At 46.6% G+C, this 26,340-nt stretch carries 23 protein-coding genes and 1 tRNA gene; 13 read left to right on the top strand and 11 right to left on the bottom strand.

Annotated elements, in window-relative coordinates:
• Positions 1-161: 161 nt before the first annotated feature.
• The 8 genes from ACYQ1O_RS01455 to ACYQ1O_RS01420 form a co-directional block, all read right to left on the bottom strand.
• Positions 162-431 (bottom strand): type II toxin-antitoxin system RelE family toxin, encoded by a 270-nt coding sequence (locus tag ACYQ1O_RS01455; RefSeq protein WP_459989763.1) that lies wholly within the window; start codon positions 429-431, stop codon positions 162-164.
• Positions 428-646, bottom strand: a complete 219-nt coding sequence (locus tag ACYQ1O_RS01450; protein ID WP_459989762.1) for a hypothetical protein — start codon at positions 644-646, stop codon at positions 428-430. The genes ACYQ1O_RS01455 and ACYQ1O_RS01450 overlap by 4 nt, the downstream gene beginning before the upstream one ends.
• 139 nt (positions 647-785) lie before the next feature.
• Positions 786-3,548 (bottom strand): pentapeptide repeat-containing protein, encoded by a 2,763-nt coding sequence (locus tag ACYQ1O_RS01445; RefSeq protein ID WP_459989761.1) that lies wholly within the window; start codon positions 3,546-3,548, stop codon positions 786-788.
• 180 nt (positions 3,549-3,728) lie between these two features.
• A tRNA-Arg gene (locus ACYQ1O_RS01440) sits at positions 3,729-3,805 on the bottom strand.
• Between the two features lie 58 nt (positions 3,806-3,863).
• Positions 3,864-4,193, bottom strand: a complete 330-nt coding sequence (locus tag ACYQ1O_RS01435) for a hypothetical protein (RefSeq protein WP_459989760.1) — start codon at positions 4,191-4,193, stop codon at positions 3,864-3,866.
• 119 nt (positions 4,194-4,312) lie between these two features.
• Positions 4,313-5,050 (bottom strand): ABC transporter ATP-binding protein, encoded by a 738-nt coding sequence (locus ACYQ1O_RS01430; RefSeq protein ID WP_459990624.1) that lies wholly within the window; start codon positions 5,048-5,050, stop codon positions 4,313-4,315.
• On the bottom strand, positions 5,047-5,793 hold the full coding sequence (locus ACYQ1O_RS01425) for an ABC transporter permease (protein ID WP_459989759.1): 747 nt from the start codon (positions 5,791-5,793) through the stop codon (positions 5,047-5,049). The genes ACYQ1O_RS01430 and ACYQ1O_RS01425 overlap by 4 nt, the downstream gene beginning before the upstream one ends.
• 99 nt (positions 5,794-5,892) lie before the next feature.
• A complete protein-coding gene (locus ACYQ1O_RS01420) occupies positions 5,893-6,843 on the bottom strand; it encodes an ABC transporter substrate-binding protein (RefSeq protein WP_459989758.1) in 951 nt (316 codons plus the stop codon).
• Between the two features lie 437 nt (positions 6,844-7,280).
• On the opposite strand from ACYQ1O_RS01420, the gene ACYQ1O_RS01415 reads away from it, so the two are divergent.
• Both ACYQ1O_RS01415 and ftsH read left to right on the top strand, forming a co-directional pair.
• Positions 7,281-8,708: a sigma-70 family RNA polymerase sigma factor gene (locus ACYQ1O_RS01415; RefSeq protein ID WP_459989757.1), complete on the top strand. Its 1,428-nt coding sequence runs from the start codon at positions 7,281-7,283 to the stop codon at positions 8,706-8,708.
• Positions 8,709-8,893: 185 nt separating this feature from the next.
• Positions 8,894-10,816: an ATP-dependent zinc metalloprotease FtsH gene (gene ftsH, locus ACYQ1O_RS01410; RefSeq protein ID WP_459989755.1), complete on the top strand. Its 1,923-nt coding sequence runs from the start codon at positions 8,894-8,896 to the stop codon at positions 10,814-10,816.
• Positions 10,817-11,044: 228 nt separating this feature from the next.
• Here ftsH and ACYQ1O_RS01405 read toward each other — a convergent pair whose 3' ends face one another.
• The gene (locus ACYQ1O_RS01405) at positions 11,045-12,526 is read right to left on the bottom strand and encodes a porin (protein WP_459989754.1); all 1,482 of its coding nucleotides are present in this window, start codon (positions 12,524-12,526) and stop codon (positions 11,045-11,047) included.
• 220 nt (positions 12,527-12,746) lie between these two features.
• Here ACYQ1O_RS01405 and ACYQ1O_RS01400 point away from each other — a divergent pair, with 220 nt between their 5' ends.
• The 6 genes from ACYQ1O_RS01400 (at position 12,747) to phoU (ending at position 20,063) form a co-directional block, all read left to right on the top strand.
• Positions 12,747-13,271, top strand: a complete 525-nt coding sequence (locus tag ACYQ1O_RS01400; RefSeq protein WP_459989753.1) for a SixA phosphatase family protein — start codon at positions 12,747-12,749, stop codon at positions 13,269-13,271.
• A gap of 150 nt (positions 13,272-13,421) precedes the next feature.
• Positions 13,422-14,411, top strand: a complete 990-nt coding sequence (locus ACYQ1O_RS01395; protein ID WP_459990623.1) for a PstS family phosphate ABC transporter substrate-binding protein — start codon at positions 13,422-13,424, stop codon at positions 14,409-14,411.
• A gap of 162 nt (positions 14,412-14,573) precedes the next feature.
• Positions 14,574-16,844, top strand: a complete 2,271-nt coding sequence (locus tag ACYQ1O_RS01390) for an ABC transporter permease subunit (RefSeq protein ID WP_459989752.1) — start codon at positions 14,574-14,576, stop codon at positions 16,842-16,844.
• Positions 16,841-18,496, top strand: coding sequence for a phosphate ABC transporter permease PstA (gene pstA / locus ACYQ1O_RS01385; RefSeq protein WP_459989751.1), 1,656 nt, complete (start codon positions 16,841-16,843; stop codon positions 18,494-18,496). The genes ACYQ1O_RS01390 and pstA overlap by 4 nt, the downstream gene beginning before the upstream one ends.
• A gap of 2 nt (positions 18,497-18,498) precedes the next feature.
• Positions 18,499-19,332, top strand: a complete 834-nt coding sequence (gene pstB, locus ACYQ1O_RS01380; RefSeq protein ID WP_459989750.1) for a phosphate ABC transporter ATP-binding protein PstB — start codon at positions 18,499-18,501, stop codon at positions 19,330-19,332.
• A 14-nt stretch (positions 19,333-19,346) separates the two neighbouring features.
• A complete protein-coding gene (gene phoU, locus ACYQ1O_RS01375; protein WP_459989749.1) occupies positions 19,347-20,063 on the top strand; it encodes a phosphate signaling complex protein PhoU in 717 nt (238 codons plus the stop codon).
• Between the two features lie 94 nt (positions 20,064-20,157).
• Here the strand turns inward: phoU and ACYQ1O_RS01370 are convergent, their stop codons facing one another.
• Complete coding sequence (locus ACYQ1O_RS01370; protein WP_459989747.1) at positions 20,158-21,003, bottom strand: outer membrane protein assembly factor BamD; 846 nt, start codon at positions 21,001-21,003, stop codon at positions 20,158-20,160.
• A 116-nt stretch (positions 21,004-21,119) separates the two neighbouring features.
• On the opposite strand from ACYQ1O_RS01370, the gene rluD reads away from it, so the two are divergent.
• Genes rluD through ACYQ1O_RS01355 form a run of 3 tightly spaced genes read left to right on the top strand, consistent with a single transcriptional unit; the run spans position 21,120 to position 23,623 of the window.
• Positions 21,120-22,058: a 23S rRNA pseudouridine(1911/1915/1917) synthase RluD gene (gene rluD, locus ACYQ1O_RS01365; protein WP_459989746.1), complete on the top strand. Its 939-nt coding sequence runs from the start codon at positions 21,120-21,122 to the stop codon at positions 22,056-22,058.
• Positions 22,051-22,788 carry a peptidoglycan editing factor PgeF gene (gene pgeF, locus ACYQ1O_RS01360; RefSeq protein WP_459989745.1) on the top strand — a complete coding sequence of 246 codons (738 nt, stop codon included), beginning with the start codon at positions 22,051-22,053 and terminating at the stop codon, positions 22,786-22,788. Before rluD ends, pgeF begins: the two co-directional genes overlap by 8 nt.
• Position 22,789: 1 nt before the next feature.
• Positions 22,790-23,623 carry a ZIP family metal transporter gene (locus ACYQ1O_RS01355; RefSeq protein ID WP_459989744.1) on the top strand — a complete coding sequence of 278 codons (834 nt, stop codon included), beginning with the start codon at positions 22,790-22,792 and terminating at the stop codon, positions 23,621-23,623.
• 49 nt (positions 23,624-23,672) lie between these two features.
• Here ACYQ1O_RS01355 and ACYQ1O_RS01350 read toward each other — a convergent pair whose 3' ends face one another.
• Positions 23,673-25,307: an alpha-D-glucose phosphate-specific phosphoglucomutase gene (locus ACYQ1O_RS01350; protein WP_459989742.1), complete on the bottom strand. Its 1,635-nt coding sequence runs from the start codon at positions 25,305-25,307 to the stop codon at positions 23,673-23,675.
• A gap of 83 nt (positions 25,308-25,390) precedes the next feature.
• Here ACYQ1O_RS01350 and ACYQ1O_RS01345 point away from each other — a divergent pair, with 83 nt between their 5' ends.
• Both ACYQ1O_RS01345 and ACYQ1O_RS01340 read left to right on the top strand, forming a co-directional pair.
• Positions 25,391-25,933: a L,D-transpeptidase family protein gene (locus tag ACYQ1O_RS01345; RefSeq protein WP_459989740.1), complete on the top strand. Its 543-nt coding sequence runs from the start codon at positions 25,391-25,393 to the stop codon at positions 25,931-25,933.
• Positions 25,934-26,017: 84 nt separating this feature from the next.
• Entirely contained in the window at positions 26,018-26,296 is a 279-nt protein-coding gene (locus ACYQ1O_RS01340) for an Lpp/OprI family alanine-zipper lipoprotein (protein ID WP_459989738.1), read from the top strand.
• Positions 26,297-26,340: the final 44 nt, after the last annotated feature.

The raw sequence follows: 26,340 nt of genomic DNA, 5'->3' as shown, positions 1-26,340 counted from the left end.
GGATTATTAACCTCATCAATCCTGTTAGTTTTGCCCATAAGCTTAATAGTTTGGTTGGTAGCATTTGCTCCCCATACATCACGATCACCCTAATTTTTTGGGCGTGAATGGTTTTTTCTATAAATATTTTTCCAGCACCGCCTGTTTTTTTGCGGCGGTTTTTATGGAAATTTCTTGTAAAAATCTTCCCGCCGTCCAACTCTGAGAAATTGCATAACGTCATTCTCAACATAAACGCCAATACGGTAGCGATAATCAAACTTTATTCGATAAAACCCTGGATAACCCGCCATCGCTTCCAGTTCTGGAATTTCGGTTAAAACGCTTACCGTTTGCGCTTGCTCCAGAGCACTTCTGATTTTCGCCAAAATGCGGGAGTCATGAATGCTGGCAACATCCTTACTAAATCGTTTACTGATTTGGACATTCATTGTGGCAGGCTATTAATAAATGCTTGGGTTTCTGCTTCGGATAAAAACTCATTTTCGTCTTTGGCGGCTTTGCAAGCCAAATAAAAAGCCAAATCTTCCAGTTGCTTGGGTTGCTTTTGCAGAAGCTCAGTTAAAAACGCTTGCTGAGTGTCGGTTGGCAAGGTTTCGTAAAGCGCGTAAAAATGTTGTGCGGTTTCGGTGGGGTTGGTTTGCATGGCGTTCTCCTATAGATACTTTTTTAGCACCGCCTGTTTTTTGGCGGCGGCTTCGGTGATGAGGGTTTTGTGGTGGTGACGGTTCGATTGAATTGTGAACAAAAGAGCATTACCGAGCCTTAAATACAAATAATCGGATTTAACGATATAAATCCAATTCTTGGCCTTCCAGAATAGTTCCTTTAAGGTTGGCGCCTGTAAAGTTAGTTCCTCCACGGTTTACCCCTTCAAGATTTGCATTTTCAAGATTTGCCCATTTAAGGTTTGCATTTTCAAGGCTTGCCCCTGCAAGGTTCGCACCCGTAAGAATTGCTCTTTCTAGGTTTGCCTTTTCCAGGTCCGCCTCTATAAGATTTGCCTCTGTAAGGTTTGCCCTTTCAAGATTTACTCCACGAAGAATAGCCCTTTCAAGGTTTGCTCTTTGTAAGTTAGCGTCTTCAAGAATTGAAAAACCCAAACCTGCACCTTCGGCATCGATATTCTCGAGTATAGCCTCTGTAAGAACAATTCTGAATGCGTCTATTTGTTTTAACCTCGCATAAGATAAATCGGCACCAAATAAATCTTGCCAACCTATATAGTTATACGATAAATCAAGAAAAGCTAAATATTCTGATGGTGCTCCATTTTCGCTACTACGCAGACGATGCATACAATTACTGAAAGAGTATTCACCAGGCCATTCAATTTCTAAAACTGTTTGGCTGTTTTTAGCACAAGCAGAGTGCATCGCAAACAAAGCATTTTCTGCGTTGCAGGATTGCCTAAACATTTCCTGAAAGCTGTACAAATTCAATTTTTCCATTGGCAAACCATGAGCCATTGCCGATTCGATCAGCCGACATAACAAGTGTTGCCATTGGATAGTTTTTTCTGGTTTTGCTAAAGCTACTTGGTTTTGAAGAAATGGGTAAAGATAATGATCTATTGTGGTTGGCCCAAATATCTCCGCCCAATGAATTAATATCTTGCGTAAATCCATCCCTAAATCTGGATCGTCTTCATGGCGTTGCCATTCAGATTGAACCACATCCAACATACGCACCAAACGGCAGGCGATGAGATATTCGCCAAAACTTTTATGCGTAAATTCAAAGGTTTTGTCGCCTTTCACTTCGCCACTTTGCCGAAAATAAAAAGCCGTCAATAAACGCGTCACGCCTTTTTCTGCGCCTTCCTGAAACTCATCCAGATAACGGTGTAAGCTGCTTTTTTCACATCGGGATTGGATATATTCGACGGTGGTTGTGCGCCCATCGCCATGCCATACCGCCAAGGCTATTTCTTCCAGAATGCGGCAAAAGTCTTTAAACGCTAAATTGCCTGCACCCTGATGTTTGCGGTTTTTACCTTCGTATTGGCGTTCATACACAGCTTCCAACAAGTCGCTATACACTTGGTTTAGTGTCGTTGCCGCATCAAAATCCAGTTGTTGGCGATCAAAACTTAAGGCCACCAAATAATTCAACAAAGGCCAACGGGTAATCTCGGTAAGGTTTTCACTAGCTAAAGCAGCTGGCATCTCAGTGTAAATTTTACCACTGGCCTTACCGTAGTTATGCCACCATTGTTGGCGTTGGTCTTCATCAAGCAGCTTTTGCTGGTCTTGGTAGCTTTTCCTTTCATGCCTATCAACAAAATACGGCAAGATATGCAGTATTTGTTTCGGATTACGGAATTTATTGGCATTGGCTTGCACCACCAAATCCCGACCGCTGATGATAAATTGGCGTTGCAAAGATGGTCTGTTGAGTACAGGCAGTCTACGTAAAACTTCATCAATAAAATCCTGTGCGACTTGGGCGGCGGCTTTGCCTTGCATAGAAATTTCATCTAAACCATCAAAAATAACCAATAAACGCGCTTCCCCATCTTTGGCATCTAAGGGGCTACCTACCAAAAAAGGGTCCTGGGCTATAAAGCGTTCTACTGAGTTGATTAAATCCGCTGATAAATCAAACAAATGCAAAGGCACAAACAGCACTTTAACAGCGGAATGTTCGGCAATGTGTGCAGCAAACATTTTGCAGAAGGAAGATTTACCGCAACCTGGGCCGCCGCTTAGCAAACGGATGGCATCATCGGGATTGAATCGGTTTACCCAATCTGCCAATTCCGTCTGTAAATTCACCACATTTTTTTTAGCCTCATGATCGGTATCGGCTACTGAACGGTTTTGCGGTTCTTTGGTTTTTTCTTCGTAATAAGCCCGTAGCGGCACATAAACGCTTTGCAAGCTGAACGCTTCGGCAAACATACGTTGATTGACTTGTTCGCGTAACCATGCATGGTATTGCAGCCAGCGGCGTTGCTGTTGGGCGGCTTGGGTAAACGGGGTTTCCACTGCGGCGGTAATGCTTTCATAGCGGACTGGTTCTTTGAGCCATTCGCTATGCAATTCCAGTGCAAACCTATCCGGTAAACGTTGGGCGAGAGCTTGCGCTTGGCTGGTAGTTAACCCTAAACCAATCAGCCATTGTTGTAAGGATTTGCCAAATTCCTGCAATAACGGCAGTTGTTGAGGGCGTTGGAAAAACCCGGCAGTAATACCCACTTCAAGCTTATCAAAATGATCGGTCAGTATTGCGCTTAATTCATGTTGTTTGGATTCATCAGGCGTATCAACTAGCTCGAATATGTCCTGACAATCCAACAACACCCCGGAAAGGGCGTTGGTTAAGGCGTTGTAGATCAGCAACCAAGCGATTTGTCCGGCTTTATCCTCAGATGAAAGATCTACAAAGGCATCAGCGAGATTTTCTGTCGCATCTTCAAATTCACCCTGCGTACCTTTAAAAACAGCTTTGGCTAAATTAAGGAAAAAGTTCTTCGGTTCAATTTTTAGCGGTTTATTCCAAACCGAAACGGGTTTGGTTATGGACAAATCGTATTGTGATTTCATGTGAAGCTGCACCGGACATACTATTGGATAGGAAATATGTGGGTTAGATTCTACTTTGTCCTTGGTTTGCCAGCCTAGAACTCATTGAAGCATTTTGCTTTTTTGGGACAATAAAAAACCCGCTAAGCCAAGTCAGCTTGCGGGTTTCTGTACTTCATCGGATGCTATTGCATCGGTGTTTGGCGTCCCAAGGCGGATTCGAACCGCCGGCCTGTCCCTTAGGAGGGGACCGCTCTATCCTGCTGAGCTATCGGGACTTGTTTCTGTGAATTTTATCACACCGTTGGCGCTTAGGCTTGGGCGTGATGTGTTTTGTTAAGGGTAGATGACTTTAGGTTGGTAGTACGCAGCTGGGTATTTGGGGTCGGTTTCGTCTTTGCTGGCTTCGGCTGCGCTGCTGGTTTCAGTGGCTGTGGTTTCTGCGCCTTGCTCTGGGTAGATGACTTTGGGTTGGAAGCTGGCGGCGGGGTATTTGGCGTCGAATTCGCTTTGTGGTTCGGCGGCGCTGGGGCTGGCTTCTTTGTCTACGTAGATCACGCTAGGTTCGAAGTTGGCTGCGGGGTATTTGGCGTCAACGGCGGCAAGTGCGTTAAAGCTGATGGCGGTTGTGGCAATAGCCAGTCCGATAAGCAGCGTTTTTTTCATAATGGTGTTCTCCTGTTGTTATGGGTCGGCCTTTTGGGTGCAGGCCTAAGAGGCAAAGTATCGAATATTTTGCCTGATTTAGCAATCGCCTTGATTGCCCAATCAGGGGCTTTTTGGGCTTAGAGCAGGCTTTTTATGGCGGTGTGCTGGGTCAGCAGTTGTTGCCGGAATTGTTCAATTTTTTCATCGAGATGGCGTTGTTCCCTGGGTAAGGTGACGGCGATGTCGGCGGCAATTTGCATGGGTTTGGCGGATAAGAAGATGAGCCGGTCGGCGAGGGCGATGGCTTCGCGCAGGTCGTGGGTGACAAACAGGACGGTGTGTGGACGTTGTTGCCACAGGCTTAGCAGCAGTTCGCGGACTTGGCGGGCGGTGGGCGCGTCCAGCGATACGAACGGTTCGTCCATCAGCAGCAAGTCGGGGTTGATGGCGAAGGCGCGGATGATGGCGACGCGGCGGCTCATGCCGAGCGACAGGCGTTCGGGGTAGCTGTGTTGCGCGTCGGTCAGCTGCATGGCGGCAAGCAGGTGGTCGATGCTTTGCGGGTCGGGTGCGGGCAAGGCCAGTTCGATGTTTTCCCGCACGGTGCGCCAAGGCAGTAGCCGTGGGTTTTGGAAGACGTAGCCGGTGTTGCCCAGTGCGTGTTGTTTGCCGATGCGGATTTGCCCTTGGTAAGCGCGGTCCAGCCCCGCCAAGATGTTCAGCAAAGTGGTTTTGCCGCAGCCGGATGGGCCGACCAAGCAGACGAATTCGCCAGGGTTTAACTGCAAGTCCAGATTGCTGATGATGCCTTGCGGGTTGTTTTTGCCGCCGGTGGCATAGCTTTTGTGGTCGATGCGGATGTGGATGCCGTTCATCGCCGCCACCGTTGTGCTTGTTTGTCCAAGGGTTTCAGCACCAACCATTCAATCAGCTGGATGACCAGTACGAAGGCAATGGTGTAGGCGAGGATGCTGGCGACGTCAAACAGCTGGAAATACAAGTGCAGTTGGTAGCCCATGCCGTTGCTGCGGCCTAGCAGTTCGACGACGAGGATGATTTTCCAGATTAATGCCAGCCCTGAACGGGTTGCGCCCATCACAAACGGATGCAGTTGCGGCCAGATGACGTGCCGCACGGTTTTGCGCAGGCCAAACCGATAGCAGCGGGCCATTTCCAGCAAGTCTTTGTCGAGCGCGCGGGTGCCTTCGCGGATGCTGACGATCACATTGGGCAGTTTGTTGATAACCACGGCAAGAATCGCCGCCCATTCAACCAAACCAAACCAAACATAGCAAAGAATGATGGTGACCAAGGCAGGGATGTTGAGGAAGATGACCAGCCAGTTGTCAAAAAAAGCATCCAATTGAGGGTTGCGCCCAAGGGCGATGCCAAGGGTGCAGCCGAGCAGCATGGCAATGCTAAAGCTGGATGCCAGGCGCAGCAGGGTCACGCCTAAATGATAGGGTAGCTGACCGGATTGCAATTCACGCCAAAGAACTATGGCGACTTGTAGCGGGCCGGGCAGGTTGGGGCTGACCAATAGTTGCGCCAACACATGCCATAAGCCCAGCAAGGCCAAGAGGGATAGGGCGGGTAAATGTTGTTTTAAGCGTTCCACTACAACAGGTCAATCATTGGGCTGGTACGGGAAGTGGCAGGTTTTGTCCAAGTTAGCTTGGACAAGGTTTGTCTGGCTATGTTGGCGATAGGGCATGGCTTATGGGTTTGTCCAAACTAAGTCGGTGGGCAAGTGGCTGGCAGTGCCGGTCAGTTGTTGTTGGCTAAGCTGTCCAAGCAGTTGGTAAAGCTGGCTGGCGGCCTGTTGTTCATTGGCACCCCAAGTGCCGGTTCGGCCTTCGCAATAGCGAATCTGTAAGGTTTTGACAATTGCCGGATCGGTTTCTTGGTGGGCAGCTTGGGTCTGTTGCCAGGCGGCAGCATCGTTGCACAGGTGGTCTTTGGTGTTTTTGCTGGTCAGGAAGAATTTGTTGAGAGCGGCTTGGTGCGCGCTTGCCCAGCTTTTTCTAAACACAAACCCCAGTGTGGGCAGGTTTTCTGGGATGCCGATGGCTTTTAACAGGTCTTTGCCGCCGAGGATCTGGCGATAGCCCTGGGCTTCAAGTTTGGCGGCAAAATGCCAATAGTTGAGTGCCGCGTCGACACGGCCTTGTTTGAGCTGCTCATTGATTAATGGCGGTGCGCCAAAGGTTTTTTCATTGCCTGATAAATCAATATGTTGCTGTTGCGCGGCTGCTTTTAGTAGAAGCCAGTTTTTGTCCAGCTCACCACCGGCAATGCCTAAACGTTTGCCTTGTAAATCGGCAATGCTGTGGATAGGGCTATCGCCAGCCACCATTAATGCACCAGAGGTGCTTGAGTAAGGATAAAACACATAATCCGTACCTTTGTCGCGCATCGCGGCAACCCATAGCCAATCGGCAATAATCATATCGACTGCGCCCGATTGCAGGGCTATTTTGCCGGCTTCGGCATTCGCTAGCGTTTGTGCTTGTATTTGAAACGTATCGTTGTCGGCTGGAAAGTTGGACAGCTCCCACGCCAATGTGCCAGAGGCTTGTGCGCCTATCCGCAGGGTGGTTTTTTCGCCAGCCCAATTATTCGTGGCGGTTAGCGATAAGGCTATGAAAAAAAACAAGATACGCGTCATTTGTTATCCAAGCGGTTGCAGGTGGGGAGGTATTCTATCTGTACAAGCCTAGGCAGTGGAAGTGTTTCCGGTTTTTCGTCGGAAAAGGCAGTGCTTGCCGGACGGTTTTGTTGGTTTAAAGCCAGTAAATACTGGGCTTGCGATGATTTATTAGTAGAAAAGTTCAGGTAGTATTTTTATATTTCTGAGTGTTGATGTACACTTTGTTCAGGTTTTGTATAGTTATACCTTGACACCATTGATGTCGATTGTTACACTGAACCGAAATAATGAATACATAGATTATTGATAAAAGATAAATGGTGTTTAGTAAAAACTATTTATATTCAGTTTTGTCTCACTGCTTTGATGATGTGTTGCATAAAGCTAAATAATGTTTTGTGTAAGGAAGTGAAGGCTTAACGTTTTGGGTGCTTTCTAGCTGCGAGGAGATGGTCATGGCTTATCTAACAGAATTTTTTACAAAACAAGATGTTGGTGTCGTTGAAGCGGGTTCGTTAGGCGAGGTATTGGTAACGGAAGACGTGATTGAACCGCTGCCAAGCAAAGTTGATGCGGCTGAAAGCCCCGAACACAGTAACTTCCAGATAGCAAGGCAATTAAAAGAAGAAAAAACCAAGCTTGTTCATGGTTTGTGCCAATTCCCGATGACGGCTTTATGGCTGCTGAGCCAATATGACAAAAGCAATGCCGCCACTGATGGTGACGAAGATTTGGAGTTGACATCCGAGCAAGCCGCCATCATGGGCAATATCAAAAGAAGCTATTTGTTGGCAAGCCAAGAATTGGCAAACAACGCCGCCAATGACCCTGCTTATTTGGCGGCAAAGCATAATTTGAGCATTGCCTTGCAACAATTTGCCTTTAGCTTTGATGATTTGACCCGATTAGTGGGTGTGATGGTTTATGCCTATAAATACAGAGGCTTGTCACTTCAAGTCGCTCAGTTGGGGTCCTTAAAACAACGCGATTTAATCATGCGTCGATTGGAAGGTTTAGACAGGCGCAACCGTGTGGCAGGCACCAATATTTCTGAATTGTTCAAGTCTTTGGAAATTGACAGCTATGACGAACAGTTTTTGTTTTTGTCGGGCTTAGAAATGCAAAAACTTTTTACCGATATGGTGTTAGCTGAACACGGCTGGTTGCAGTTGCGCCAAGAATTGGCTGCCGCCAACTCACGATTGGTCTTGTTTATTGCAAACCAATATAAAGCGGGTTTTTTGGATTTTGAAGATTTGGTGCAAGAAGGCCAAACCGGTTTGTTAAAAGCCGTTGACCGTTTTGACTACCGATTGGGTTTCCAATTCTCAACCTATGCAGGCTATTGGATTAGGCAAGCGATTTCCAGAGCGTTGTCGCGTTGCGAACGGGTTGTACGCGTTCCTTGCGGTCAAGTCGCCAATATTAATAAGTTGTATCGCTTAAGGGATCAGTTCATTACTGAAAAAGGTACGGAGCCTAATATTAAAGAGTTGGCTGAATATGCAAGCTTAAGCAGCGCCGAAGTAGATACGATCCTGTCAATTTCACAATCGTCATTGTCGATGGATGGTGCGGACGAAGATGGCGAAAATGCCTTTGCACCGATTGATTTTTTGGAGCAGCAAACCTTTACGCATGCCCTTCAGTCCATGGCGCAAACCGATTTGCACCGGTTGCTCGGTGATGCTATCGAGACACTAAACCTACGCGAGGCTCGAGTGATCTGTTGCCATTTTGGTATGGCTAACGAGAATGAAATGACCTTGCAGGAGATTGGTTCGGAACTGAATTTAACCAGAGAGCGGGTTAGACAAATACAAGTAATGGCTCTCAATAAAATAAAGCAAAACTTCGGTCAACAACTAGCCAGCTTTTTATGAACACATTATAAATATTAAAGCAGTATTAAGATGTTGTTGTGATTAACTAAATATCTGCTATTTTGGACAATAGTTACCATGACATCATTAAAGGCGGTGGAGGCGTCAATTGGCTAGCAAAAATCGTTCTAAAAAAACCGCAACGCTTAACAGATGACCGTGAAAAGAGGTCAGGAGATAAAACCATGAAAAAATTTATATTAAACACATTGCTTTGGAGCGTTGTGTTGACGGGGGCGTTCTTGATTTACAACAGGGTGAATATGGCTCCGCCTATGCAGGACTCGTTAGCCTACTCTGATTTTATTGCCAAAGTTAAAACCGGTCAGATTTCTCGTGTGGAAATGACAGGTCAACTTATCAAAATCCGAACCACAGAAGGCTTGAATTACGAAACATTCAACCCTGGCGACCCGCATTTGATTGATGATTTGTTAAGCGCAAACGTGCAGATCAGAACGGTTCCGCCGATGCAGCAATCGTTATTCATGCAGGTGTTTATCTCTTGGTTCCCCATGTTGCTGATGATTGCTGTTTGGATTATCTACATGCGCCGTATGCAACAAAATGGCGGGGCGGGCGGTAACAATTTTGGCAAAAGCAAAGCCAAGATGTTGGAAGAAGACAAAATGACCGTCAAGTTCGCCGACGTTGCGGGCTGTGAAGAAGCTAAGGAAGAGGTTGAAGAGCTGGTCGACTTTTTGTCTGATCCGCAAAAATTCCAACGCTTGGGCGGCAAAATCCCACGTGGCATTTTAATGGTAGGCCCTCCTGGAACCGGTAAAACCTTGTTGGCAAGAGCCATTGCCGGTGAAGCGGGTGTCAAGTTCTTCACTATCTCAGGTTCCGATTTTGTTGAAATGTTCGTCGGTGTCGGTGCTTCTAGGGTGCGCGATATGTTTACCCAAGCCAAGGAGCATGCGCCTTGCATCATCTTTATTGATGAGATCGACGCAGTCGGTCGCCAACGTGGTGGCCCAAACTTTGGTGGCGGCAACGACGAACGTGAACAAACCTTAAACCAATTATTGGTTGAAATGGATGGCTTTAACGGTAACGAAGGCGTGATTGTGATTGCGGCAACCAACCGTGCTGATGTCTTGGATAAAGCGTTGTTAAGACCTGGTCGTTTTGACCGTCAAGTGAATGTCGGCTTGCCTGATGTTCGTGGTCGCGAGCAAATCCTTAACGTTCATATCAAAAAAGTACCCGTTGCTGCTGATGTGGAATTGAAATATATCGCTAGAGGTACACCGGGTTTCTCAGGTGCGGAATTGGCCAATGTTATCAACGAAGCAGCTTTGTTTGCTGCCCGTGCTAACAAAAAAGAAGTGACCATGAGAGACCTTGAAAAAGCCAAGGACAAAATCTTGATGGGTGCTGAAAAACACACCATGGTCATGAGCGAAGACGACAAATTGTTGACGGCTTATCACGAAGCGGGCCACTGCATTGTCGGTCAGTTATCGCCAGACCATGATCCTGTCTACAAAGTCAGCATTATGCCAAGGGGCCGTGCATTAGGTATCACCATGTTCTTGCCAGAGCAAGACCAGTACAGCGCCAGCAAACGCAAATTAGAAAGCCAAATTGCCAGCTTATTTGGCGGACGTATCGCCGAATTGATGATTTACGGTGGCGATATGGTGACAACCGGTGCATCCAATGACATTGAGCGTGCTACCGAATTGGCCCGCAAAATGGTTACCCGCTGGGGTTTTTCAGACAAGCTGGGTCCATTGGTTTACGGTGAGGAAGGTGGTCAACCGATGATGGGTTATCCAGGTTCACAAGGTGCGAAAGTATCAAGCAATGTGGCTCATCTGATTGATGAAGAAATCCGTTCGGTGATTGACCGTAACTATCAACGTGCAGAAAACTTGTTGCAAGAAAATATCAGTATCTTGCACAAAATGGCGGATGCCTTGATGAAATGGGAAACCATCGACAAAGACCAGATTGACGATTTAATGGCGGGACGCGATCCAAAACCGCCAAAAGATGACAGCGGTTTGCCAGCCAAGCCGGTGTATGCAAAGCAGGAAAAAGTTGAGACTAAAGAAATCCAAACTAACATCAACAAAAATAGACCTGCCGGACAAGTTTGAGGTGCGCTCATTCAGGGGGGAAGCACGGGAAACCGTGCTTCCCCTTTTTTTTATCTGAAGATTTGCGGAATTGCTGAAAGCGAATTAACGGATGTCTTCATTTAATTGCTTTTTGAGGATTGGTTTTGGCGCTGCCCGTGTAAGGGCAAAGCCTTCTGGATTTTTAGAATAGGCTGATATTTATGATAACAGCCTGTGTTTTTTAAAGGGTCAGATGCTCCCTTTAAATTAATAGTTGAACTGTAGTTGGGTGCGGATCATATCCCCACTTGCTTGTTTGAGATAATCCGATTTTGTTGTATCGGCAATGTTCGTACGGTTCATGGTTGCGTAGGCCAAGACGATTTCTAGGGCTTTGTTGATTTGATATTCAATGCCCGCTTCGACTTCTTCTACGCTAACCAATGGTGAGTTTGCAGCCCCTTTCCAAGCGCCATTGTAGGTTTGCCACTTGGCATAAGGGAAGATGGTGCCATTGGTGCCGAAAACGTTATCGATTTTATACATGGCTTGTACATAACCGCCATTCAAAGACTTTCTTTCAATCGCATTCGTTGTTGTGTTGAGGGTGGGGCCCTTACCCCAGTTCCATTCTGCCTGTAAGCCCAAAGGCTGTGGGAACAGGATGGCATGTACAGCGACACGGTCTTCACTGTTTCCGTCAATCGAAGCCGTTGGGATTGATTTTGACACCCCATTCAAAAGATAAGACGAGGTGGTGGTGTTAAATTGTCCTGAAATAGCATCTGCGCCCACTTCTAAAATTTGTCCCCGCAGCCCCATAAAGGCCAAGTCAAAAGGATAGGTGGTATGCGCCACTATGTACATGTCGTCATTTCTTTCCACTTTGTTGGTGCCTTGCCCGTTGTAAACCCCTACGCCCACAATGCCGTAGTCGCCGGAGGTTTTTAAGCCTTTTTTGGACATGCTTTTCCAAAGTTTTTGTACATCAGTGGGGGTCCAATAAGCAAAAAGACCTAAATCGCGCTCGCTGGGTACGGCGCTATTGAGTGCATCATCGCGATCTAGTGCGATGCGGTTTTGTGAAGATTGTAGATTTTCCCAACCAAAAGGTACTTTTGATTGGCCTGCCCGTATGCGGTACTCATGCGGTTTGTCGAAAGCAAGGTCTGCGTAAGCGTCACGTAATTGAGCAAAGTTCAGGTCGCCGGATGTGGAGGCGAAATCAGGCTGGAGGTAAATGTAAACATAATCGGTGACATCCCCTGAAAACACTAAACGAACTCGGCGGAAGGTAAAGTTACTGTTATCTTTAATGCCGCTGTCGCCAGGGGATCTTAGTTCTGGGTCGCCTGCCACCCGGTCGCCGGTGAGGCTTTGGTTGTAGCGCATCTGGGTATAGCCGCGCACATTGATTTTGTTAAACCATTTCTCATCATTTTTTGCTTTATCTTCACGATTGGCAACAATGTGTTCCTCAATCGCTTTCAGTTCATTGGTTTTTAATTCCAAATCTTGTTTGATGGAGTCTAGTTCGGCAGTGCTGGCAGGCGTTACCGTGGCTGCTTGCGGCGTGCTTTTGCTGTCATCGACTTGTTCAAAAGTACCTAGTTTTTGCCGGCCTTTTCCTGGTTCTGCAAAAATTTGTTTGGTTTTGGTGTCAACATAAAGGTCAATAGCAAAAGCACCTGAAGAGGCTCCTACGCTCAAAAGGGTGGCGATTGCCAAGGTAAGTTTAGAGAATTTCATGGACTACTCTTGATTGTGATTAAAACAGCGTGCAGAGTAGGGGAGAAATGTTACCGTTTTATGACAAAATTATTACTTTAATGTGACATTGTAAAAACGCCCGATAATATTTTTATGGCTTAGGGTTGGGTGGCTAACTGTATTCAAAAATTGAATAATGCTGTGCATTTACGGGTTAATTTTTCTAAAAAGCGCAGTCGGAAATCGGGATGGTAGAAAAATGAATAAAGAGTTGTGGTTACTTAGGCATGGCAAGGCATGGGCCGATGCGGACAATGATTTTGCAAGGGGATTGGAAAGGCAGGGTCAAGAAGAGAATCGATTGATTGGGGAGTGGATGCTGAAAGAGGGGTTGATGCCCGATCGGGTAATAAGTTCGCCTGCAAATAGGGCGATTTCGACAGCAGTAATGGTTTGTGATGTTTTAGGTATTGGTCAGGATTCTATTGTTCAAGACGGACGCCTTTATTTTCAAGGAATTGGAATCCTAAAGCAGGTTGTGTCAGAAAATCTTCGGTCGTTTGAGCAGCTTATGTTGGTCGGACACAACCCTGACTTTGAGGATTTGTTGGCAGATCTATTGGGGGCCAATGGGCATCATTTGTCGTTATCGATGCCGACATCTGCTTTGGCAAGGATTGATTTACAGCGCCTAGATTTTGGTTTAGATGCAGGATGCGGTGATTTGATTGGTCTGACCTATTTTTCGTGGCATCCAAAAGACGCGAATGGCATCTATTTATAGCGTGGTTAATGTGCTTGAGAGGTAAATGTTTTGATATTTGTATGTATCTGTGTGGCAAAATAATCGGTTGTCACAATTCTGTCATATAAAATTAATAAGCTTGTTATTTGTTTTGTGTACAGTATTGAAAAATAAATTTGAGGATTGATGATGAAATTAACTTTTAAGGTAAAGAAGCTGGCGGCTGCGACGGCTTTGTTGGCTGCAGGCTTGGTAAGTGGAACGGCTGCGGCGGCGGTTGTGCAAAGCGTTGAAGCAGGTGTGCCTGACTATCAAAAGGCCAGTGGCATTTCCGGCAACCTGTCCAGCGTAGGATCTGATACCTTGGCCAACTTAATGACGTTGTGGGCAGAGGAATTTAACCGGCTCTATCCAAATGTCAATATCCAGATTCAAGCAGCGGGTTCATCCACTGCGCCACCTGCTTTGACTGAAGGCACATCAAACCTTGGTCCGATGAGCCGAGAAATGAAAGATGATGAACTCGAGGCTTTTGAAGATAAATACGGTTATAAGCCTACCGCCATTCCTGTTGCCATTGACGCTTTGGCAGTAATGGTCAATAAAGACAATCCAGTCAAAGGGTTATCGTTGCCACAAGTTGATGCGATCTTCTCTTCCACGCTTAAATGTGGCGGCAATGCCGACATCACCACTTGGGGTGAGGCCGGAGTTGCTGCGTGGGGATCAAAAAGCATCCAGTTGTACGGACGTAACTCGGTTTCTGGCACCTACGGTTATTTTAAAGAGCATGGGCTTTGCAAAGGCGACTTTAAAAATAATGTGAATGAGCAACCCGGTTCGGCTTCAGTAGTTCAGTCGGTCACCACTTCTGTCAATGGTATTGGCTATTCGGGCATGGGCTACAGCACTTCTGGCGTCAGAATGGTGCCATTGTCTAAAAAAGATGGAGAAGCGTTTGTTGATGCAACACCAGAAAACGCCATTAACGGTTCTTACCCGTTAAGCCGTTATTTGTTTGTCTATGTCAACAAAAAACCAAACCAACCTTTGCCCCCGTTAGAACTTGAATTTATTAAGATGGTGCTGTCAAAAACAGGCCAGCAAGTTGTGATTAAAGACGGATACATCCCATTGCCGGCAAAAGTCGTTGAGAAAATTTACTCAAGACTGAAATAACCGTCCGAAGGACAGTGGTCAACAAGGATGTTATAAAAAAGTTTTTGAAAGCGTAATTTTATAAAAAACATAAGCTTTTACTTCTAAATCAAAAATGGCTGGGGCTTTGGTAGAAAGCCCCGGTTATTTTTGTCAATTTGTACTTCAACTAAAACCTCTTACATGCCAGAAATAAGCGCCCAATCAAAGAAAACCTTATCTGCTTATGAGCTTCATCAAAAATGGCGGATGTTAAAGGATAAAATAGCGGGTTATGCGGTAGTTGCCGGCGGCCTAGCTGTGATTGTTGCTGTGGTAATGATCTTTTTTTATCTGCTTTATGTCGTTTTTCCGTTATTTGTGCCGGCGGAATCAAAATTGGTCAGCCAATATTCAACGCCAGAAAGCCAGCTTGGCAAAACATTGCTGTTAGAAGTTGAAGAGCAGAACGAAGTAGGGGCAAGATTTACCTCAACAGGCCAGATTGTATTTTTTCAGGTGGCAAGCGGCAAAGCCGTATTAACTAAAACGGTTCCTGTGCCTGCGAATGTGCAGATCACCAGTTTTGCCCAAGGCAGCCCAATTAACGAAGGCGTGGTTGTTTATGGGCTTTCCAATGGCACGGCCTTGGTCGTCCGCCATCAGTATAAAGTTTCTTATCCCAATAATAAGCGCGAAATAAAACCCTCTATCGAATACCCGCTCGGTGAACAAGCTTTGGTGTTGGATGATTCGGGCGCGGCTATCGAAAAAATCGCGATTAAATACGCAGAGAACGGCACTACTATTGCATCTCTGTCAGCAGGTAAGATACGCGTGGCTAGCTTTGAGAAGGAGCAATCTTTATTTGCGGATGAGGCATCTTTAACCCGCTCCGACGGCCTGCTCAAGTTGTCTGCAATCGAAATTGACCAATTGCTGATAGACAGTGAAGCTCGTAATTTGTATGTGGTGAGTCAGGATGAGCGGCTAAGCCTCTTTGATATTAGCGATAAAACCAATCCCATGTTGATGCATGCCCAAAGTGTGGTGCAGGCAGGTCAAAAAATAAGCAGTGTTACCTTTTTAAACGGTGATTTGTCGATAATCATTGGCGACACTTCTGGCGAAGTTTCCCAGTGGACAAAAGTTAAAGGGGCTGGAAACCGGCCTTTCATGACGAAAATCAGGTCTTTTGATGTTTCGGATAAGGCTATTGTTAAGATTACTGCCGAACAACGGCGCAAAGGTTTTGCCACCATAGATGCTGATGGTGTGCTGGGTATCTATAACTCCACCTCAGAAAGGGAGTTGATAAAGAAACCATTGGACTTAGTTTCGGGTATTGCCAATATTGCTTTGTCGCCAAGAGCCAATGCTTTTATCGCGGAATCGGCTGATGGCAAGATGGAGTTTTTGACCATCGATAATGAACATCCCGAAGTGTCGATGAGTTCGCTTTGGCAACAAGTTTGGTACGAAAGCTATCCGAAACCCGATTTTATTTGGCAGTCTTCTTCTGCTAGCAATGATTTTGAACCTAAATACAGTCTGGTGCCTTTGGTGTTTGGCACCTTGAAAGCGGCTTTTTACGCCATGTTGGTGGGAATGCCGTTGGCCTTAATGGGGGCAATATACACTGCCTACTTTATGGCGCCTTCTATGCGCCAATACGTGAAACCAACCGTTGAATTAATGGGGGCGTTGCCTACCGTTATTTTAGGTTTTTTGGCGGGCTTATGGTTGGCACCCTTTGTTGAAGAACGTTTGGCGGGTCTGTTTTTGATGATGCTGATGATGCCCTTAAGCGTCGTAGGTTTCGCTTTTGCTTGGCAGTTCGTACCCAAAAATATTTTGCAGAAAATACCCGATGGTTCCGACGCCGCCCTTTTGATCCCTATTATGTTGTTTACTGGTTGGTTGGCATTAACCATCAGTTTGCCGTTGGAAAGTTGGTTGTTCCATGGCAGCTTGCGTGATTGGTTCAAAAATGAGTTTGGTATCGGCTATGACCAGCGCAACTCGTTAGTTGTCGGTTTGGCAATGGGCTTTGCGGTGATACCGACCATCTTCTCCATTGCCGAAGACGCCATCTTTAGCGTACCCAAGCATTTGACGGTGGGTTCATTAGCTTTAGGTGCGACACCTTGGCAGACCATGACAAGGGTGGTATTGCTGACTGCCAGCCCCGGTATTTTTTCAGCCGTGATGATCGGTTTGGGTCGTGCGGTCGGTGAAACCATGATTGTGTTGATGGCAACAGGCAACACGCCGGTTATGGACATCAGTATATTCCAAGGCTTAAGAACGCTTGCCGCCAATATTGCCGTAGAAATGCCAGAGTCTGAAGTCGATAGCAGCCATTATCGGGTGCTATTCTTGGCTGCACTGGTGTTGTTTATGTTTACTTTTATTTTCAATACGTTGGCTGAGATTATTAGGCAGCGTTTACGCGAGAGATATAGCTCACTATGATTAAGCTATGGTTTAAAAGCGGTTCGCCTTGGATATGGCTAAATGCCGCAGCGGTTAGTGCCTCACTTATTATGGTGATTGGCGTGCTGGCCTTGATTACCTTGCGTGGGCTTGGGCATTTTTGGCCTTCCGATGTGGCGCAGTTCAGTTATCAGGAAGAAGGTCGTCCTGTGCAGACCATTATTGGCGAAATTGTCGATAAAAGTACCACGCTTGCCGCGATGGCAAAGTCTACGGGTATCAAAATGGCTGGTAATGAAAGCGTTTTGGTGCAATATCAATTAAAAACCGGAAACCGTGACCTTTCCGGCGCTGATTTCCGTTGGATACAAGAGCGCAACATTAAACAACAGTCGCTCCCTGACGAGTTGATTGTTGTCGAGCGTCGTGAGTGGGGTAACTTCTACGGCAGATTGGTTGGGGTTAAGGAAAACGGCAGCTTGATTGCCAGTGGTGGCAACGTATGGACTACGGTCAATACAAAGCTTGAAGATGCCTTGGAAGTCTATAAAGAGATCAATCATCTCGAAAAAAAGGATATTGGTGCCATCAACTACGGATTGGAACGTTTACGGTTAAAAGAGAAAAAACTTCAGCTATCCAATAGCTTAGATGCTGAAGCCAAAAAAGAAATTCAGGCAAGCAAGGCCGAGTTTGATGCGCAATACAAAAGCTACCAAAGCCAATTGACGGGACTGTATCAAAAAATTAGGGCGAATAGTTTGCGGGTGAAAACGGAAAGCGGGGTTGAGTTGGATATTCCCTTAGCAAAAGTTGTGCGCGTCTTCCAGCCCAATGCCATGAATGTTTTTGACAAAATCAAACATTATTTCATTAAGTTGGGTGAGTTTTTAAGTGATGATCCAAGGGAAGCCAATACCGAAGGCGGTATTTTCCCAGCTATTTTTGGCACCATCATGATGGTGACGATGATGTCTGTGATGGTGACGCCTTTTGGGGTTATTGCGGCGGTTTATCTTCGCGAATACGCCAAACAAGGCCTGATAACCAAAATAATACGCATTGCCGTCAATAACTTGGCGGGCGTACCGTCGGTTGTTTACGGCGTATTCGGTTTAGGTTTCTTTGTTTATATATTAGGCGGTAATATAGACAAATTATTTTTCCCTGAAGCCGCGCCTGCGCCTGTTTTTGGTACGCCAGGCTTGCTATGGGCTTCAATCACCTTGGCTTTGCTGACATTGCCGGTTGTGATTGTTTCAACAGAAGAAGGCTTGGCGCGAATCCCATCTTCAATTAGAGAAGGCAGCTTGGCTTTGGGTGCCACCAAATTTGAAACATTATGGTTGACGGTATTGCCAATGGCGAGTCCTGCTATGATGACAGGTTTGATTTTGGCGGTGGCACGCGCTGCAGGCGAGGTTGCGCCGCTAATGCTGGTAGGGGTTGTCAAATTGGCGCCTTCGTTACCACTGGATGGTAACGCGCCATTTTTGCATTTAGATAGAAAATTTATGCACTTAGGTTTTCATATCTATGACGTTGGGTTTCAAAGCCCTAATGTGGAGGCTGCACGCCCCCTCGTCTACGCCACCTCATTGCTGCTGGTTTTAGTCATTGTCGGCTTGAACCTGTCGGCAATCGTTATCAGAAATAATCTGCGTGAAAAATACCGGGCATTGGAAGGTTAAAAATGACAGTACATGAAAGTCGTACCCATGCAATTGATATGAATTCAATTGTTGGAAGTAAGCAAAAAAATGACTATAAAGTGGAAACCTGTATAAAGGTTGAAGACTTAAAGCTGTTTTATGGTGAGAAGCAGGCATTGTATGGCATCAATATGGAAATGCCAAAAAAGAAAGTGACGGCTTATATCGGTCCGAGCGGATGCGGTAAATCCACTTTATTGCGCTGTATTAACCGTATGAACGATTTGGTCGATAGTGCGCGGATTGAAGGCAAAATCTTGCTCGACAACGAAAATATCTACGATAAAAGCGTCAATGTTGCGGCGTTGCGGCGACGGGTGGGCATGGTTTTCCAAAAACCCAATCCTTTCCCTAAGTCTATTTTCGAAAACGTTGCCTACGGCCTTCGTATCCAAGGTATCAATGACAAACGCATTTTGGAAGAAACCGTCGAAAACGCTTTGCGCGGGGCGGCACTTTGGGATGAGATGAAAGACCGCCTTAATGACAACGCTTTGGGAATGTCGGGTGGTCAGCAACAAAGGTTGGTTATCGCCCGTGCGATTGCAATTGAACCGGAAGTTTTGTTGCTGGATGAACCGGCTTCGGCACTTGACCCTATTTCCACGTTAAAAATTGAAGAATTGATTAACGAGCTGAAGGAAAAATATACGATTGTTATTGTCACACACAACATGCAGCAAGCTGCCCGTGTGTCTGATTACACGGCGTTTATGTATATGGGGGAGCTTATTGAAATGGGTACAACCAGCGAGCTGTTTACAAACCCTAAGAAAAAGCAAACCGAAGATTATATTACGGGCCGTTACGGTTAATAAAGGAATTGATAATGGACAATAACAAAATAGGCCATCATATTTCGGGTCAGTTCAATAAAGAGCTTGAAGATATACGCAACAAAGTATTGACCATGGGCGGTTTGGTTGAACAGCAAATCGAATTGGCTATCCAAGCCTTTACCCAAAGCGACTTGGAAATGGCGGAACTGGTTATCAAGCAGGATAACTTGGTTGACGATTTGGAAATGGAAATTGATTTGGAATGCACCCAAATCTTGGCGTTGCGCCAGCCAACTGCCTTTGATTTAAGGTTGCTGTTGACGGTAACAAAAATTATCAACGAATTGGAAATTGTTGGCGATTTGGCGGAGCGTATCGCGAAAATGGCGATTCAGCTGGCGGATACGGATGGCAAAAACGATCAATACCATGAATTGCAGCATATGTCGGAATTGGTAAAAGACATGCTGCATGGCGCGTTGGACGCTTTTGCACGCATGAATGTCGACAACATTACCGTTATTACTGGCAAAGATGCCAATGTTGACCGCGAATATGACAGCATTGTGCGGCAGCTGATTACGCATATGATGGAAGACCCAAGAAATATCACCCGTATGCTGAATATGCTTTGGACGGTTCGCGCCATGGAACGTATTGGCGACCATGCATGCTATATTTGCGAGCATCTCATCTTCATGGTGAAAGGCCAGGCCGTGCGGCATTTGTCGCAGGCTGAACTCGAGAAAAAAATGCAAGTTCAGTAATGAAATGAATAGGCATTAACTGAATAAAGCATAAAAAAGGGAGCCCATGAAAATGCGGCTCCCTTTTTTATGTGCTGAAGTTTTTACGGAAGGCTTATTTGTCGAAACCAATAATATCCCAAACCCGATTCGAGAATGTCGCCGTTGCTTGGTCGGGAACGGGCGGGCCATCAGGATAGTTTAAGTCGTAGATGCGTTTGCTATTGCTAGCCAGTTCTTTCATGCCCAAATTTTCATAGGCTTCTTGCATCACTTGCAGAGCAAAAGGAACGGCAGGTGTTCTTTGGTATTTTTCCACAACGCCTGATGCGCGGTTAGCGGCAGCGATATAAGCGTGGCGCTTTAAATAATATCGGGCGATATGCACTTCATGCATGGCGATATTGTTATTTAGTGCAACCATCCTTTGTTTGGCGTCTGCGCGGTAACGGCTGCTTGGGTAGCGGCGCAGCAGTTCTTCAAAGTTTTTCAAGGCCGTGTTTGCGCTAGAGGTATCGCGTTGCGCAGTGTCAGTCGGCAGGAAGCGGTCAACAAAGCCAATGTCACGGTTGTAATTGACCAGCCCTTTTAAGTAATAAGCGTAGTCAACATTGGCGTTACGGGGATTGGTTTTGATAAAGCGGTCGGCGGCGGCAATGGCGGCTTCGCTGTCGCCATTTTTGTAATAGGCATAGGCAATGTCGATTTGGGTTTGCGCGGCATATTGCCCGTAAGGGTAGCGCGACTCTAAGGCTTCATAGAGTTCTATGGCTTTTTCATAGCTGCCGTCATCGACAGCTTTTTTGGCTTCATCACGGAATTTTTGAGAATTCCAGCCAGCATACTTCTCTTCACTTTTCTCGTCCGAATCACCAGAAAATAGATCGCCCAACGAAGAGCAACCGGAAGCCATTAGGCCAAAACAGCAAATAAATAAAATTTTTACGAAAATTAATCGCATAGTACCAACGACACGTTGTAAGATTACCAGTTTTCCCGCAGCATTGGCTGCGATAAGTGAAGAAATTAACAACCATTGAGTATAACTTAACTATGGGTTCTTCAGAAGAATTTGTTATGACAAGATTAACGGCAGAAGTGCCTTATGAAATGGCGGGCATGCGTTTGGACCAGGTATTGGCTGAACTGTTCGCCGATTATTCGCGTAGTAAGCTGCAAATTTGGGTAAAACTTGGACGTGTGCAAGTCAATGGCCTGATCTTAAAACCTAGGGACAAGCTGGAAGGGGGTGAAGAAATTACCTTGGATGCCGAAGCTGAAGTGGTAATAACTTCCGAACCCGAAGCCATTCCGTTGGACATCATTTTTGAAGATGAAAGCTTGTTGATCGTCAATAAACCGGCGGGCTTGGTGGTGCATCCTGCCGTGGGCAATTGGCATGGTACGATGCTAAACGCATTACTTAACCACGACAGCAACCTTGAAACTTTGCCAAGGGCGGGCATTGTCCATCGCATCGACAAAGACACCAGCGGTTTGCTGATGGTGGCGAAAACCTTGCAGGCGCACAATTCTTTAACCCAGCAGTTGCAAGATAGGGCTATCAACCGCGAATATTTGGCTATCAGCAAAGGCAGGATGACCGCTGGCGGCACCGTTGATGAGCCGATTGCCCGCCATCCGACTGACCGCAAACGCTATGCCGTCAGCCGTCGCGGCAAAGAAGCCATCACCCATTATCGTGTTGAACAGCGCTTCCGTTTGCATACGTTAATCCGCGTCAAATTGGAAACAGGGCGTACCCACCAAATTCGTGTGCATATGGCGCATGTACGTTTTCCTTTATTGGGCGATCAGGTCTACGGCGGACGCTTTCAAATGTCGCCCGGCTGTAACGAACGTTTGGCAAATGCTTTGCGCAACTTTAAGCGCCAAGCTTTGCATGCTGCCAAATTGGGCTTGGTGCATCCGGTAACGGAAGAATACTGCGAATGGCAGCAACCCTTGCCGGAAGATATGACTGACATGCTTGAGGCTTTAGCGGAAAATGACTGACGACACGCTTTTTTTGCGTCCTGACTGGCCTGTGCCGGAAGGCATCCATGCGGCGACCAGCTTAAGGCGCGGCGGCTTTAGCAAGCCGCCGTTTGCAAGCTTAAACCCCGCTATGCATGTCGGCGACCAGCCCGAGCATGTTTTGCAAAACCGGCAAATAATCGCCAATGGATTGAATTTGCCGTCCGAACCTTGCTGGTTGACACAAACTCACAGCAATATCGCTGTTGAGGCCGGTGGCGGGCCTTTGTTGCCGCAGGCTGATGCCAGCTTCACCTGCCAATCTGGCGTGGTTTGCGCCGTACTGACGGCTGATTGTTTGCCGGTATTGGTCTGTGCCAAAAACGGCAGCGCCATTGCTGCCATTCATGCCGGATGGCGGGGCTTGCATGAGGGAATTGTCAGCAACACCTTGACTGCAATGCCTAAGCAAGATTATTGGGTTTGGTTGGGGCCCGCTATTGGTCGTACTTGTTTTGAAGTGGGCGATGATGTTCGGGAAGCTTTTCTGGACAAATCTGCTATCAATGCCAACGCTTTTCAAAGCACTACGGCAGGAAAATGGTTGGCTGATATTTATCAGTTGGCGCGTAATGAGCTGCACGACCTCGGTATTGGGCAAGTTTTTGGTGGCGGGTTATGCACTGTGACCGATGCCGAACGTTTTTATTCTTATCGCCGTGATAAGGAAACCGGACGCATGGCTACACTGATATGGAGTACGCAATAACGTGGGCTTGTTAGGATTGATTTTAATTTTTACCGCGCTGGGTGGCTTGCTGAGCGTCTTGGCGGCGGGTGTGTTTTTGTTGTTGCCGGATCGGCAGCGTAATGCCTTGATGCCGCATGGTATCAGTTTTGCGATAGGTGCTTTGCTTGCCGTGGCTTTTTGGGGTTTGATCCCCGAGGCTTTTTCGGCGGTTAAGCCGGAAAAGCTGCAAGCCTTGTCCGGTACGGTCTTGGCGGGCATCTTAATTTTCTTTGTTTTGGAAAAAATGCTGATTTGGCGGCATTGCCATCATGGCGAGTGCGAGGTGCATAGTGACGAGGCAGATCACGACCATAGCCATCACGAAGCCCACGGACATGCTCATGGACATGGCTTAGCCAAGTCGGCGGGATCATTAATTATTTTAGGCGATGCCATCCACAATTTTGTCGATGGCGTGTTGATTGCGGCGGCTTTTATGACGGACGTGAAGCTGGGCATTGTCACCAGCTTGGCTGTTGCCGCCCACGAGATACCACAGGAAGTGGGTGACTTTGCCATTTTGCTGCACAGCGGCTACTCAAAAAAGAAAGCCATCATTTATAACATGTTGGCTAGCTTGACAACGGTGCTGGGCGGTACGGCGGCGTATTTTTCTTTGGAAAATGTACGCGATAGCTTGCCGTATTTTTTGGCGTTGGCGGCATCCAGCTTTATTTATATTGCTGTTGCTGACCTAATCCCATCCTTACACAAAAAGACCGACTTAAAAGCCTCGGTTGAGCAGGTGGTTTTGATTGCGGCTGGGGTCTTGGTGATAGGTGTTTTGCATGCCATTGCCCACCAGTTCGGGTAGCTTGTTTGGCGGGGCAAGTCTCTTTCAAACTTGCCCCGCCTTATGCCGATTATGTGATAACGTCAGGGGCAGTTCTGCCAGTCAGTTTTTTTACTTCACATAATTGCTCTGCCAAGTCAATCAAGAACGCCAATGCGATTTGGGCGTCTTGGTTGTGCAGGCTGGCGTCGGGTTCGTATTTTTCCAGATAGATCCTCAGTGTTGCGCCTACTGTGCCTGTGCCGGATAGGCGGAAGACAATGCGTGAGCCATTTTCAAAGCCAATGCGGATGCCTTGGTTTTTGCTGATGCTGCCGTCAACGGAGTCTTCGTAACAGAATTCATCTGCAAATTTGACGGTATAGTCACCAAATACTTGACCGGGCAGTTCAGGCAATTGTTTGCGCAGATTATCGACAATACTGTTGGCAATCGGTGTTTCCACAGCTTCGTAATCGTGGCGGCAGTAAATGTCCCTGCCAAATTTTTGCCAATGTTCGTGGACAATGTCGGCAACCGATTGGCGTCTTTGGGCAATCAGGTTAAGCCAAAACAGTACCGCCCATAAGCCGTCTTTTTCGCGGACATGGTTGGAGCCTGTGCCGAAGCTTTCTTCGCCGCATAAGGTGATTTTGCCGGCATCCAGTAAGTTGCCGAAGAATTTCCAGCCGGTTGGCGTTTCGTAGCAAGGGATTTTGTAGCTGGCGGCAACGCGGTCAACCGCTTGGCTGGTCGGCATCGAGCGGGCTACACCGCTCAAGCCTTTGGCGTAGGCAGGGATCAAGTGCGCGTTGGCTGCCATAATGGCTAGGCTGTCGCTGGGTGTGACGAAAATTTGGCTGCCGGTAATCATGTTACGGTCGCCGTCGCCGTCAGAGGCTGCGCCAAAAACCGGTGCGCTGTCGCTGAACATTTTTTCTGCCAATTCGTGGGCGTGGGCAAGGTTCGGGTCGGGGTGGTGGCCTCCAAAATCTTCCAGCGGAGTGCCGTTAATGACGGAGTCGGCGGGTGCGCCAAGCATATCAATCAGAATTCGTTTAGCATAAGGGCCGGTGATGGCGCTCATGGCATCAAACATAAGGGTGATGTAGCCTGAGCTAATGCTTTGTTTAAGAAGATTAAAGTCGAAAATGCTTTGCATCAGTTCGGCGTAATCGTTGACCGGGTCGATGATGGTGATTTTTAAGCCGTCAATTTCTTGGCTGCCTATGCAGTCCAGGTCGACATCATCCATGACGGCTGTTTTGTAGTTGTCGATGACCAAGCTGCGTTGGTAAAATGCGCCCGTGTCTTTCTCGGGTGCTGGTCCGCCATTGCTGACGTTGTATTTGATGCCGAAATCTTCGTTCGGGCCGCCAGGATTGTGGCTGGCTGACAGTATTAGGCCGCCAAAAGCGCCATATTTTCTAATGACATGCGATGCGGCTGGGGTGGATAACAAGCCACCTTGACCTATAATAAGTTCACCAAAGCCATTGGCTGCGGCTATCTTAATGATGGTTTGGATAGCGACACGGTTAAAATATCGGCCATCTCCCCCTAACACTAAGCTTTTGCCAGTGTAGCCTTCTAAAGAATCAAAAATGGCTTGGACAAAATTTTCCAAATAACCTTTTTGTTGGAATACTTTAACTTTTTTACGAAGTCCCGATGTGCCGGGGTTTTGGTCATTGTAGGGTTGCGTTGTGATGGTTTGTATTTGCATGTTTGATCCTTGCATGGACAAGTGGGTCATGTGGGTCTGATAAAGTACACCAAAACCTTTTTCTAGTGTAGATGATATTTAATATGATGCGGATTTGTTCAATAGTGTGTTGTATGTTTCTTGCGTTTTCTGCTGTGGCGGACGACGATCTTTGGCTGTTAGTGGATACTAAAGCCCGTAAAATTGAAGTTAAAAAAGGTGATAAGACAGTAGAGACGATTGACAAAATTGCCATAGGGCGCGGCGGGGCGGGCGTTAAAAACCATCGGGGCGACAATATTACGCCATTTGGCGACTACCGGATTGGATGGGTGGGTGAAAAGAGCATGTTCAAACGCTTTTTTGGTCTTAACTACCCTTCCGTTCAAGATGCAGAAAATGCCTTGCGTCGAAAAGTGATAGACGAATACACTTATAACCGTATTGTTTATGCGCATCAGTTTCATCAAATCCCTCCCCAAAACACCCCTTTGGGCGGGCAAATCGGCATTCATGGCTTGGGCAGCGCCGACAAACGGGTCCATGAAGTGTTTGATTGGACACATGGCTGTATCGCTTTAACCAATACTCAGATAGACCATTTAAGCCAATTGGTCAGCCCTGGCACGTTGGTGAAAATAAAATAAAGCTGGAAAATATGACAAACGGTGATAAAATTAACCGTAGCTATAATGTTTTTTGTAGTAATAACTCTTTAAAAGGAAAAAAGTATGAAAAAAGTAATGAAATTAACAATGATCGCTGCTGTTGCTGCGATGGCTGTTGGTTGTGCAAGCACTTCTGATATCGACAACCTGCAATCACAAATTGACGGTTTGAAAACTTCAGTTGCACAAGCATCTTCTGACGCTGCTAGTGCACAAAGCGCTGCTGCTGACGCTGCTTCTAAAGCTGCTTCTGCTGAAGCTGCTGCAAACCGTGCTGCTCAATACGCACAAGACACAAACGCTAAATTGGACAGCATGTTCAAAAAATCAATGATGAAATAATCATCACTGACTTTAGTGTAAAAAAGCCCGCTGGTAAAACAGCG

The sequence above is a fragment of the Methylosoma difficile genome (assembly GCF_054657615.1).
Note: the sequence above shows the minus strand (reverse complement) of the source record. Positions and strands in the feature narration are given on the sequence as shown.